The organism is Thauera sp. 27 (assembly GCF_000310125.2).
GTDB classification, from domain to species: Bacteria; Pseudomonadota; Gammaproteobacteria; order Burkholderiales; family Rhodocyclaceae; genus Thauera; species Thauera mechernichensis.
Map to the genome: position 1 here is coordinate 146,639 of NZ_AMXB01000002.1, position 12,492 is coordinate 159,130.

Genomic DNA, 12,492 nt, shown 5'->3' on the forward strand with positions numbered 1-12,492 from the left:
GCGCAGCGTCACACTTGTGCAATGCACCACTTTGGTGAAAACTCCGGGCTCCCTTCAGGAGTGACCCATGAGCTACCTCCAGGACCAGAAACCCGTCAGTCTGTTCGAACTTGGCAAGATGCGCGCCGAAGGCCGCAAGATCGCCATGCTCACCTGTTATGACGCAAGCTTTGCCGCTCTGCTCGGCCGCGCCGGCGTCGACAGCATCCTCATCGGCGACTCGCTCGGCAACGTGCTGCAAGGCCAGAAATCCACGCTGCCGGTCACACTCGAGCAGATGGCCTACCACACCGAGTGCGTGGCGCGTGCCAATGCCCGCCCGTTCATCGTCACCGACATGCCCTTCGGCAGCTATCACGAGAACCGCGAGCAAGCCATGCGCAACGCCGCACGCCTGATGGCGGCCGGAGCCCAGATGGTGAAACTCGAGGGTGGCGAGTTCATGGCCGACACGATCCGCTTCCTGGTCGAGCGCGGCGTACCCGTCTGCGCCCACATCGGCCTCACCCCGCAGGCAGTACATCAGCTTGGCGGCTATCGCGTACAGGGTCGCAGCGAGGAAGGCGCGGCGCGGCTCAAGGCCGACGCCCTCGCCCTCGAGCAGGCCGGCGCGGCGCTGATGGTGATGGAGATGGTGCCCGCCGAGCTTGCCAGCACGATCACGCGCAGTCTGAGCAGTATGGCCACCATCGGCATCGGCGCGGGGGCAGGCTGCGATGGCCAGGTGCTGGTGCTGCACGACATGCTCGGCGTATTCCACGGCAAGACCGCACGCTTTGTGCGCAACTTCATGGACGGCGCGACCAGCATCGAGGACGCCGTGGCGCGCTACGCCGCCGCCGTCAAGGACGGCAGCTTCCCGGCCGCCGAACACTGCTACTGAACGGCCGGTTCGCCGGCCTCGCCCCCCTTTCCAGCACACCCTACGCAAGACCAGGACGCAATGCAGATCCACCACACCATCGAGAGCCTGCGCAGCGCGCGCGCACAGGCAGGCCGAGTGGCCTTCGTGCCGACCATGGGCAACCTGCACGAGGGCCATATTGCGCTGATGCGACAGGCCCGCGCGCACGCCGACTGTGTGATTGCGAGCATCTTCGTCAACCGCCTGCAGTTCGGCGCCGGCGAGGACTTCGACCACTACCCGCGCACCTTTGCCGCCGACTGCGAGAAGCTCGAAGCGGCCGGCGTGGCGCACCTGTTTGCGCCCGACGAGCAGGTCATGTACCCGCAGCCCCAGCGCTACCATGTGGAACCCGCGCCGGCACAGGTCTCCATCCTGGAGGGCGAATTCCGCCCGGGCCATTTCCGTGGCGTGGCGACCGTGGTGATGAAGCTGCTCAACATCGTGCAGCCCGACGTCGCCCTGTTCGGCAAGAAGGACTACCAGCAACTGATGGTGTTGAGCAACATGGTGCGCGAGATGGCGATGCCGGTCGAGGTGTTGCCGGGAGACACGGTGCGCGCCGACGACGGCCTTGCGCTGTCCTCGCGCAATGGCTACCTGAGCGCCGAAGAACGCCGCCGCGCGCCCCTGCTCCACCGCCTGCTGTGCCGCATCCGCGACGCGGTGCGCAGCGGCGACCATGACCTGCTCAAACTCGAGACCGAGGCCATGGCAGAACTCGAGGCCGCTGGCTGGCAACCGGACTACATCGCGGTGCGCCGGCGTGCCGACCTGCAACCGCCGGTGCACCTGGACGATGCACTCGTGGTCCTCGCAGCCGCGCGTCTGGGCAAGACACGGCTGATCGACAACCTGGAGATCTGACGCCCGTCAGGGTTCCTCCGGCCTTGCGTCCATGCCCAGTTATGGTTAAAAACGGGGTACAAGAACACCGCGCACCTGCGGCCTGCACATAAACAAGGATGGGGGATTGAAAAGATGGCGACGAGCGTAAGACAGATCCTGGAACAAAAGGGCGCAACCTTTCATGCGGTGCGGCCCACCGATTCGGTCTTCGATGCCCTCTCCCTGATGGCGCAATTCGACGTTGGCTCGGTGCTGGTCATCGACAACGATCGCCTGGTCGGAATCTTCACCGAGCGTGACTACGCCCGCAAGGTCGTGCTCAAGGGCCTGATGTCGCGCGACGTGAAGGTGGGCGACCTGATGACGGCAAACCCGCACACCGTCTCGCTCAGTCACCAGGTGGACGAGGTGATGTCGATCATGACCGAACGCCGCTTCCGTCACCTCCCCGTGGTCGAGGAAGGCAAGGTGCTCGGCATCGTGACGATCGGCGACATGGTCAAGTCCATCGTCAGTCACCAGAAAGAGACGATCAAGCATCTCGAGAGCTACATCGCCGGCGACCTCGCCGCCGAGTGAGAGCGCTCGAGCGGGTTTGATACCCCGCTGAACGCAACCAGCAAGACGCCGGACACCGTCCGGCGTCTTGCTTTGCACCCTGGTGTTGCAAGCAGACCTACTGCTGCAGCGCCTTGCCGACGATCTCCGCCACGTCAGGCGACAGCCCCGGGCTTGCAAGCACACGCTCGAGCTGAGGCCGGATACGCGCCTGCAGCGCAGGCGCATAATGGCGCCAGTTCTCGAGCGCACGCGCCATACGCGCGGCGACCTGCGGATTGCGCGCATCGAGCGCGATCACCTGGTCGGCCCAGAAGGCATAACCGCTACCGTCGGCGAGGTGGAATTCACCCGGGTTTGCACGGAAGTAGGTGCCGAGCAGGGCATAGACCTTGTTCGGATTGGCGAGACTGAACGCAGGATCGCTCAGCAGTACCCTGACCCGATCCAGCGCCGGCTCTCCGCCCTCTTCCCAACGCCATGCACCGGCCTGCAGTGCGAACCACTTGTCGAGCACCAGCGCGTCATTGCGATAGCGCGCATGGAAGGCAAGCAGCGCCGCGCCGCGTGCCGGGCTGCTGCTCTGCACCAGCGCCGCGAGCGCGCCAAAGCGCTCGGTCATGTTGGTCGCCGCCGCGAAGCGCGCCTCGGCGAGCGCCAGGCCACTCGCCTGCCCACCCGCGCACAGGTAGCGCAAGGCCAGGTTGACCAGCGCACGCTTGCCAGCGTCACCGGGGTGGTAACGATAAGGGCCGCTCACCTGCATGCCATCGACCACTCGCAGCCAGTCGCCTGCGAGCTCGCGGCCAAGTGCTCCCATCACCGCGATCAGCGCCGTGCGCAGCGCCCCCGGATCAGCCGGGGACATGCGCTCGAGCAGATAGGGCTCGGCCGGCAGGGCGAGCGCCTGGGCGCGGAAGGCCGGATCGAGGCGCGTATCGGCAAGCAGCGCCCGGAAGGCATTGACGAAGGCCTGCGGCAGGCCGGCACTGGCGCCGCCCGCCATCGCCAGGACGACGCGCTCGGCATAACGCTGGGCGGCATCCCAGCGGTTGAAGGGGTCGGCATCGTGCGCCATGCGGAAGGCCAGGCGGGCGTCGTCCTCATCGAGCTCGAGGATGACCGGCGCCGAGAAGCCGCGCAACAGCGAGGGCACCGGCTCTGCAGCAAGGCCGATGAAGCGGAACACCTGTGCTTCCTCGGTCAGCTTGAGCACCCGCGTCGTAGCGCCCGCCTGGGTCTCGCCTTCGAGTCGCAGCGGCAGGTCACGGCCGTCCGGACCGATCAGCCCGACCGCGACCGGGATCACCAGCGGCAGCTTGTCGGGCTGGCCAGGCGTCGCCGGGGTGTGCTGCGACAGGGTCAGGGCGTAGCAGCCATCGGCCGCGTTCCATGTCCCGCTCGCCTTCACCCGCGGGGTGCCGGCCTGGCTGTACCAGCGCATGAACTGATCGAGATCGAAGCCGTTGTTGGCCTCGGACATCACCTCCACGAAGTCGTCGCAGGTCACCGCCTGGCCGTCGAAATAGCTGAAGTAGAGATCCATGCCATTGCGAAAACCTTCCTGCCCGAGCAGGGTGTGCAACATGCGGATGACCTCGGCACCCTTTTCGTACACGGTGGCGGTATAGAAGTTGTTGATCTCCTGGTAGCTGTCGGGGCGGATCGGATGCGCCATCGGGCCGCCATCCTCGGGGAACTGCGCCGCGCGCAGCACACGCACGTCGTCGATGCGCTTGACCGCGCGCGCCGAGGCCGCGCCCTCCGGCCCGGCAGCGCGCGCCAGCATGTCGGCCGAAAACTGCTGGTCTCGGAAGACGGTGAGACCTTCCTTGAGGGTGAGCTGGAACCAGTCGCGGCAGGTGACGCGGTTGCCCGTCCAGTTGTGGAAGTACTCGTGCGCAACGACGCTCTCGACGTTCTCGTAATCGACGTCGGTGGCGGTGTCCGGTTTGGCGAGGACGAACTTGGTGTTGAAGATGTTCAGCCCCTTGTTCTCCATCGCCCCCATGTTGAAGTCGGCCACGGCCACGATCATGAAGCGGTCGAGATCGAGTTCCAGGCCGAAGGTCTCCTCGTCCCAGCGCATCGAGTTCACCAGCGCCTCCATCGCATGCTCGCAACGGTCGAGGTTGCCCTCCTCCACCCACACCTGCAGCAGCACCTCACGGCCGGACAGCGTGCGCACCTTGCGCTCGAGCGCGACCAGCCTGGCCGCCACCAGCGCGAACAGGTAGGACGGCTTTGGAAAGGGGTCTTCCCACTTTGCGTAGTGACGCCCGTTGGGCAGCTCGCCCTGCCCCACCAGGTTGCCGTTCGACAACAGCACCGGGCAAGCCTCGCGGTCGGCCTCCAGCGTCACCGTGTAGCGCGCCATCACATCCGGCCGGTCCGGGAACCAGGTGATGCGGCGAAAGCCCTCGGCCTCGCACTGGGTGAAGAAGCCGCCTGACGACAGATACAGGCCGGACAGCGTTGTATTGGCGCGCGGATCGACTCGCGTGCGCACTTCGACCATGACGGACTCGCCGGCGGCATCGATCTCGAGCAGCGCCCCCGTCTCGCGCAACGCCACCGGCTGCGCGCCATCGACGGTCAGCTCGAGGCGCTCCATGGCCTCGCCCCAGAGGCGGATCGGCCCCGGCGCGGCATCAGGATTGCGCACGCAGCGCATGCGGTTGGTCACCACTGTCGCACCGGCATCGAGGGCGAAATGGAGGTCAACGGTGTCCACGGTCCACGAAAGCGGCTGGTAGTCGGCGCGCTGGATGGTCTGGGGCTGATCGTTCTGCATATTGTTCTCCGTGCAGCCAGGACTGCGGTCCGCAGGCTGGCGTTGGGGTCGGTTCCGGGGCGCTTGCCTGGCGCCGGACACCAGCGTCGAGCGGACCGACTGGTTGCGCCAGGGGAGGCCCCGAAGATCACTGCATCAGGTTTTGGGCGAAGACGGCAGGAGCACGATACAAGTCCCGGCCAGGCGGTCATGCAGGAACTGACGGTCACGATCGATCAACGCCCACACCAGGCCACCACCGAACAGCATCAGCGACGGCCACGCAAGCGCATAGCGCAGCCAGGCCTGCCCACGGCCCACCGCACGGCCATCGTCGGCGCGCACGAGCTTGAGCCGCCACGTCTGCATCGACAGGGTCTGGCCGTTACGGCGCCAGTACCAGACGAAATAGGCGCCGAGTACGGCGAAGATGTGTGCCCAGGCAAACCAGCCCGGCGGCGCGAACTCGAACACCACGCCAAGCACCAGATAGGGGATCAGGAAAGTCAGCGCAAGCACGCCGAGCAGCAGCAAGGACTCATAAAGCATTGCTGCCAGCCGTCGGCGCAACCCGGCAAGCTCGACCACCGGCCTTCCGGCCCGCGCCGAGCCCTCTGCCACCCCACCCTGGACTGGTTCAGGGCGGACAACGGCAGCCTTGCTCTTCCTACGTGTCATGAGGTCATCCGCAAAGCGCGCCTGGCCGATGGCACGGCAAGGCTGAAACAGAAAGGTGGAGCTCAGGACGGACCCGAGGCGGCCCGCCGACAGCGTGCCGGCCGCCCTGAGACGGGGTCGGACGCGCCCCGCCCATCGGAAAACCCGGATTTACAGGCACACGCACCAGGGACGCAGCCTTGACCAAACCGCGGACGGCCGGTAACGTTCTGCGTTTATTCAAACCCCAACAAACAAGCGAGCTTTCGATGGTGCTGTCCGGAGCCGAAATTGTAATCAGGTGCCTGCAGGAAGAAAAGGTCGAGTATGTCTTCGGCTATCCGGGCGGTGCGGTGCTGTTCCTTTACGACGCGCTGTTCCAGCAGGATCAGGTGCGCCACGTGCTGGTGCGCCACGAGCAGGCCGCGGTGCACGCTGCCGACGGCTTCGCGCGCAGCACCGAAAAGGTCGGCGTCGCACTGGTGACCTCCGGCCCTGGCGCCACCAACGCAGTCACCGGCATCGCCACTGCCTACTGTGATTCGATCCCGATGGTGATCATCTCCGGCCAGGTGCCCACGGCGGCGATCGGCCAGGACGCCTTCCAGGAAGTCGACACCGTCGGCATCACCCGTCCCTGCGTGAAACACAACTTCCTCGTCAAGGACGTGCGCGACATCGCGGCGACGATGAAGAAGGCCTTCTACCTGGCGCGCACCGGGCGCCCCGGGCCCGTGCTGGTCGACATTCCCAAGGACGTGTCGATGCACAAGTGCGAGTTCGAGTATCCGCGCGAGATCTCGATGCGCTCGTACAACCCGGTGGTCAAGGGCCACTCCGGCCAGATCAAGAAGGCCGTGCAACTGCTGCTCGAAGCCAAGCGCCCGATGATCTACACCGGCGGCGGCGTGGTGCTGTCCAACGCCGCCGAACAGATCACCCGCCTCACCCGCCTGCTCGGCTACCCGATCACCAACACCCTGATGGGCCTGGGCGGCTACCCCGCCAGCGATCGTCAGTACCTGGGCATGCCGGGCATGCACGGCACTTTCGAAGCCAACATGGCGATGCACTACTCCGACGTGCTGCTCGCCGTCGGCGCCCGCTTCGACGACCGCGTCATTGGCAACCCGGCGCACTTTGCCGAAGAGCCGCGCAAGATCATCCACGTCGACATCGATCCCTCCTCCATCTCCAAGCGCGTCAAGGTTGACGTCCCCATCGTCGGCGACGTCAAGGAAGTGCTCGAGGAGATGATCCGCCAGCTCGAGGCAGGCGAGGCTCGCCCCAACCCCGATGCGCTCGCCGCATGGTGGAAGCAGGTCGACGAGTGGCGCAGCCGCAAGTGCATGGTGTACAAGAACTCGGACGAGATCATCAAGCCGCAGTTCGTCATCCAGAAGCTCTGGGAAGTAACCGGCGGCGAGGCCATCGTCACCTCCGACGTTGGCCAGCACCAGATGTGGGCCGCGCAGTACTACGCCTTCGACAAGCCGCGGCGCTGGCTCAACTCTGGCGGCCTCGGCACCATGGGCGTGGGCATGCCCTACGCCATGGGCGCCAAGCTCGCCAACCCGGACCGCCAGGTGGCCTGCGTGACCGGCGAGGCCTCGATCCAGATGAACATCCAGGAACTGTCGACCTGCAAGCAGTTCCGCCTGCCGATCAAGATCTGCAACCTCAACAACCGCTACCTGGGCATGGTGCGCCAGTGGCAGGAACTGTTCCACGGCGGGCGCTACTCCGAGTCCTACATGGATTCGCTGCCCGACTTCGCCAAGCTGGCCGAGTCCTACGGCCACGTCGGCATCCGCGTGGACCGCCCGGCCGACGTCGAAGGCGCGCTGCGCGAGGCCTTCACCACGCACAAGGACGAACTCGTCTTCCTCGACTTCCAGGTCGACCAGACCGAGAACGTGTACCCGATGGTGCAAGGCGGCAAGGGTCTCACCGAGATGATCCTGTCGGCCGAAGACCTCTGAACGCCCTCCCGCTGAACCCGGACCCGAACACACCATGCGTCACGTCATCTCCCTCCTGATCGAAAACGAAGCCGGTGCGCTGTCGCGCGTGTCCGGCCTGTTCTCGGCGCGCGGCTACAACATCGAATCGCTCACGGTGGCCCCCACCGAGGACGCCTCGATGTCCCGCATGTCGATCGTCACCACCGGCTCGGACGACATCATCGAGCAGATCACCAAGCAGCTGAACAAGCTGATCGAGGTGGTCAAGGTGGTCGACATCTCCGAAGCGGCTCACATCGAGCGCGAGCTGATGCTCATCAAGGTGCGCGCCACCGGCAAGGACCGCGAGGAGATCAAGCGCACCACCGACATCTTCCGCGCCCGCATCATCGACGTCACCGACACGTCCTACGTCGTCGAACTGACTGGCAACCAGGGCAAGCTCGACGCCTTCATCGGCGCGATCGACCCCTCGCTGATCCTCGAGACGGTGCGCTCGGGCGTGTGCGGCATCGGCCGCGGCGACCGCGTACTCAAGCTCTGAGGCTGCGCGCGCTCGCATCCACACTCGCAGAACCCCGCACCACCTCCAGACCCGCTAAGCAAGAAAGGAAAGACATGAAGGTTTATTACGACAAGGACGCCGACCTCTCCCTCATCAAGGGCAAGAAGGTCACCATCGTCGGCTACGGCTCGCAGGGCCATGCCCACGCCCAGAACCTGTCCGACTCCGGCGTCAAGGTCACCGTCGGCCTGCGCAAGGACGGCTCGTCGTGGGACAAGGCCAAGGCTGCCGGCCTCAAGGTCGAAGAGATCGCCAAGGCCGTCAAGGGCGCCGACGTCGTCATGATCCTGCTGCCGGACGAGAACATCCCGCAGGTCTACAAGGACGAAGTCGAACCGAACATCAAGAAGGGCGGCGTGCTCGCCTTCGCCCACGGTTTCAACGTGCACTACAACCAGGTCGTGCCGCGCGAGGACCTGGACGTGATCATGGTCGCCCCGAAGGGCCCCGGCCACACCGTGCGTTCCGAGTACCTGCGCGGGGGCGGCGTGCCGTCGCTGATCGCCGTTTACCAGGACAAGTCCGGCAAGGCGCGTGACATCGCCCTGTCCTACGCCGCAGCCAACGGCGGCACCAAGGGCGGCGTGATCGAGACCAACTTCCGCGAAGAGACCGAGACCGACCTCTTCGGCGAGCAGGCCGTGCTGTGCGGCGGCGCCGTCGAGCTGGTGAAGATGGGTTTCGAGACCCTGACCGAAGCCGGCTACGCGCCCGAGATGGCCTACTTCGAGTGTCTGCACGAGCTCAAGCTGATCGTCGACCTGATGTACGAAGGCGGCATCGCGACGATGAACTACTCGATCTCGAACAACGCCGAGTACGGCGAGTACGTGACCGGTCCCGAGGTCATCAACGAGCAGTCGCGCGAAGCCATGCGCAACGCGCTCAAGCGCATCCAGACCGGCGAATACGCCAAGATGTTCATCCTCGAGGGCCGCACCAACTACCCGAGCATGACCGCCCGCCGCCGCCTGAACGCCGCCCACCCGATCGAGCAGGTCGGCGCCCAGCTGCGCGAGATGATGCCCTGGATCAAGGCCAAGGCCCTGGTCGACAAGTCGAAGAACTGATCTTCGCCTTCGGCTGACAGAGGCCGGTGCCGCGCAAGCGGCGCCGGCCTTTTTCATTGCATCGGACCGTGGCCCCACACAGAAGCAGCGGACGCGCCCGGCCCCTTGTCCGCATGCGCTAGAATCCAGGCTTCGGAACTCCACGAAGCGACGCCGAACGTGTCCTACCCAGATCAAGAGCCGCTGCCGATGCTAGACAAGCGCCGCCGCGGCATCTACATCCTGCCCAACCTGTTTACAACCGCAGCGCTGTTCGCCGGCTTCTATGCGATCGTGCAGGCCATGAACGACCGCTTCGAGTATGCCGCGGTGGCGATCTTCGTCGCCATGGTGCTCGACGGACTGGACGGCCGCATCGCCCGCCTCACCAACACCCAGAGCGAGTTCGGCGCCGAGTACGACTCGCTGTCGGACATGGTGTCCTTCGGTGCCGCACCGGCCCTGGTCATGTACGAATGGGCCCTGCAGGACCTGGGCAAGCTGGGCTGGATCGCCGCCTTCATCTATTGCGCTGGCGCCGCGCTGCGCCTGGCGCGCTTCAACACCAACATCGACGTCGTCGACAAGCGCTTCTTCCAGGGCCTGCCCAGCCCGGCTGCCGCTGCGCTGATCGCAGGTATGGTCTGGGTCGGCCTGGACAACGGCTTCGCCGGCCCCGAACTGCAGTGGTACGCCTGCGGTCTCACCATCTTCGCGGGCGTTTCCATGGTCAGCAACGTGCTGTTCTGGAGCGGCAAGGATATCAACCTGCGCAAGAGCGTGCCCTTCATCGTGTTGATCGCGCTGGTGCTCGCCTTCGCACTCATCTCCAGCTATCCGCCAGGCATCCTGTTCGCACTCTTCCTCGCCTACGCAGCGTCCGGCTACGTCTTCGCACTGGTGCGCTGGCGCCGACGCCGTCAGAATCGGTTGGAGGCGACGACGACAAGCACCACGCAGGCGGTCGAATCCGCCACGCCTGCAGCGCCCGAGCAGGGCGATTCCTCCGACCCCGGGAGCAAATCATGAAAGACAAGCTGATCATCTTCGACACCACCTTGCGCGACGGCGAGCAAAGCCCGGGCGCGTCGATGACGCGCGACGAGAAGCTGCGCATCGCCCGCCAACTCGAGCGCATGCGGGTCGACGTCATCGAGGCCGGCTTCGCCGCCGCCTCGAATGGCGACTTCGAGTCGGTGCGCGCGATCGCCGAAGCGATCAAGGAGTCCACCGTCTGTTCGCTGGCGCGCGCCAGCGAAGCCGATATCCGGCGCTCGGGTGAAGCGATCGCCCCCGCAGCACGCGGCCGCATCCACACCTTCATCGCCACCAGCCCGATCCATATGGAGAAAAAGCTGCGCATGACGCCCGACCAGGTGGTCGAGCAGGCAGTCAAGGCGATCGGCTGGGCGCGCCAGTTCACCGACGACGTCGAGTTCTCGGCCGAGGACGCCGGGCGCTCGGAACTCGACTTCCTCGCGCGCATCTTCGAAGCCGTGATCGCAGCCGGCGCCAGGACCATCAACGTGCCGGATACGGTCGGCTACAACGTGCCCGACCAGTTCGCCGCGACCCTGCGCAGCCTGATCGAACGCGTACCCAATGCGGACAAGGTCGTATGGTCGGTGCACTGTCACAACGACCTCGGCCTCGCGGTGGCGAACTCGCTCGCCGCCGTGCGCGTCGGCGCACGCCAGGTCGAATGCACGATCAACGGGCTCGGCGAACGCGCCGGCAACGCCTCGCTCGAGGAAATCGTCATGGCGGTACGCACGCGCGCCGACATCTTCCCGGTCGAAACCGGGATCGACACCACCCAGATCGTACCCGCCTCCAAGCTGGTGTCTCAGATCACCGGCTACCCGGTGCAGCCCAACAAGGCCATCGTCGGCGCCAATGCCTTCGCTCACGAGTCGGGCATCCACCAGGACGGCGTGCTCAAGCATCGCGAAACCTACGAGATCATGCGTGCCGAGGACGTCGGCTGGGGTGCCAACAAGCTGGTGCTCGGCAAGCTGTCCGGGCGCAACGCCTTCCGCGCCCGCCTGATCGAGCTCGGCATCGAGATCGAGAGCGAGGAGCACCTCAACCACGCCTTCGCGCGCTTCAAGGAACTCGCCGACAAGAAGCACGAGATCTTCGACGAGGACCTGACCGCGCTGATGCGCGACGAAGCCGTCACCCCAGAACTCGAGCACTACCGCCTGCTGTCGAGCCGTTTCCACTCCGAAACCGGAGAGACCCCGCTGGCGGCAATCACGCTGGCCGTCGGCGGCGCCGAGAAGCACGCCGAAGCCGAAGGCTCGGGACCGGTGGACGCGGCTTTCAAGGCCATCGAGTCGGTGGTGTCGAGCGGCAGCGAGCTGCTGCTCTACTCGGTCAATGCCATCACCACCGGCACCGACGCCCAGGGCGAGGTCACCGTACGCCTGTCAAGGAGCGGACGCGTCATGGACGGCCAGGGCGCCGACACCGACATCATCGTCGCCTCGGCCAAGGCCTACCTGAACGCGCTCAACAAGCTGCACGCCGGTACTGCACGCCTGAACCCCCAGGTCGGCCCCTGACGGAGCACAGGACGCCTGCAGTTCCGCTCGGAGGGCCCGTTCGCCGCTGACCCTCCGGGCGTGCCGGGCGCGGCCCGTCCTTAGCCCGCGTTGCGCGTGATGACGAAATCGTTGTCCTGGTACGGAATGTGGCAAGAGAAGCAAGCTGTGCCGCCGTCCTTGACGGCCTTGACGTTCGGATCGCCGCCCTTGAAGGCCTGGAATCCCCAGCCGCCGGTTCCGGGGTATTTCGCGGCATCCTTGATCATCACTGCCACGACCTTGAGCTTGCCCTGCGAGATCGAGCTATTGAGACCTTCGACGTAGGCGAAGCGGTCGACGACGAAGGTCGCACCGTCCTCGAACTTGCCCGCCTTCAAGCCGGCGACGGCTGCTGGGTTGGCATAGACATGCTGGATGCCGACGTTGCCCTCTGGCTCGTGGCCCTGCATGTTCAGCGTCGAATGATGGTGGAACCAGCTGCGGTAACCTTCGGGAGCGGCGATGTCGCTGGTGTCCTGCGCGGCGAATACGGGTGCGGTCAGACAGCCGGCGATGCAGCCGGCGAGAATCAGGATTTTCATGTCGGTCTCTCTCTCACAGGTGGCCGACGCGAGGTCGGCATCG

General features: G+C 65.7%; 11 protein-coding genes. 8 read left to right on the top strand and 3 right to left on the bottom strand.

Annotation, left to right across the window (positions count from 1 at the left end; all coding sequences use genetic code 11):
• The first annotated feature begins 67 nt into the window (after positions 1-67).
• The 3 genes from panB to B447_RS01625 all read left to right on the top strand — a co-directional run bounded on the left by panB (position 68) and on the right by B447_RS01625 (position 2,332).
• Positions 68-883: a 3-methyl-2-oxobutanoate hydroxymethyltransferase gene (gene panB / locus B447_RS01615; RefSeq protein ID WP_002923649.1), complete on the top strand. Its 816-nt coding sequence runs from the start codon at positions 68-70 to the stop codon at positions 881-883.
• A gap of 60 nt (positions 884-943) precedes the next feature.
• Entirely contained in the window at positions 944-1,771 is an 828-nt protein-coding gene (panC, locus tag B447_RS01620) for a pantoate--beta-alanine ligase (RefSeq protein ID WP_002923645.1), read from the top strand.
• 114 nt (positions 1,772-1,885) lie between these two features.
• The gene (locus B447_RS01625; protein WP_002923644.1) at positions 1,886-2,332 is read left to right on the top strand and encodes a CBS domain-containing protein; all 447 of its coding nucleotides are present in this window, start codon (positions 1,886-1,888) and stop codon (positions 2,330-2,332) included.
• Between the two features lie 97 nt (positions 2,333-2,429).
• Here the strand turns inward: B447_RS01625 and pepN are convergent, their stop codons facing one another.
• Positions 2,430-5,105 carry an aminopeptidase N gene (gene pepN / locus B447_RS01630; RefSeq protein WP_002935864.1) on the bottom strand — a complete coding sequence of 892 codons (2,676 nt, stop codon included), beginning with the start codon at positions 5,103-5,105 and terminating at the stop codon, positions 2,430-2,432.
• A 135-nt stretch (positions 5,106-5,240) separates the two neighbouring features.
• Positions 5,241-5,762, bottom strand: a complete 522-nt coding sequence (locus tag B447_RS01635; RefSeq protein WP_232431425.1) for an RDD family protein — start codon at positions 5,760-5,762, stop codon at positions 5,241-5,243.
• A 248-nt stretch (positions 5,763-6,010) separates the two neighbouring features.
• On the opposite strand from B447_RS01635, the gene B447_RS01640 reads away from it, so the two are divergent.
• The 5 genes from B447_RS01640 to B447_RS01660 all read left to right on the top strand — a co-directional run bounded on the left by B447_RS01640 (position 6,011) and on the right by B447_RS01660 (position 11,886).
• Positions 6,011-7,723: an acetolactate synthase 3 catalytic subunit gene (locus B447_RS01640; protein ID WP_002923639.1), complete on the top strand. Its 1,713-nt coding sequence runs from the start codon at positions 6,011-6,013 to the stop codon at positions 7,721-7,723.
• Between the two features lie 34 nt (positions 7,724-7,757).
• Positions 7,758-8,249: an acetolactate synthase small subunit gene (ilvN, locus tag B447_RS01645; protein WP_002923638.1), complete on the top strand. Its 492-nt coding sequence runs from the start codon at positions 7,758-7,760 to the stop codon at positions 8,247-8,249.
• Between the two features lie 74 nt (positions 8,250-8,323).
• Positions 8,324-9,340 carry a ketol-acid reductoisomerase gene (gene ilvC, locus B447_RS01650; protein WP_002923637.1) on the top strand — a complete coding sequence of 339 codons (1,017 nt, stop codon included), beginning with the start codon at positions 8,324-8,326 and terminating at the stop codon, positions 9,338-9,340.
• 189 nt (positions 9,341-9,529) lie between these two features.
• Positions 9,530-10,348, top strand: coding sequence for a CDP-diacylglycerol--serine O-phosphatidyltransferase (gene pssA, locus B447_RS01655; RefSeq protein WP_002935866.1), 819 nt, complete (start codon positions 9,530-9,532; stop codon positions 10,346-10,348).
• The gene (locus B447_RS01660; protein WP_002923631.1) at positions 10,345-11,886 is read left to right on the top strand and encodes a 2-isopropylmalate synthase; all 1,542 of its coding nucleotides are present in this window, start codon (positions 10,345-10,347) and stop codon (positions 11,884-11,886) included. The genes pssA and B447_RS01660 overlap by 4 nt, the downstream gene beginning before the upstream one ends.
• Before the next feature lie 80 nt (positions 11,887-11,966).
• On the opposite strand, the gene B447_RS01665 is transcribed toward B447_RS01660, so the two are convergent.
• Complete coding sequence (locus tag B447_RS01665) at positions 11,967-12,449, bottom strand: cytochrome P460 family protein (protein WP_002935868.1); 483 nt, start codon at positions 12,447-12,449, stop codon at positions 11,967-11,969.
• Between the last annotated feature and the right edge of the window lie 43 nt (positions 12,450-12,492).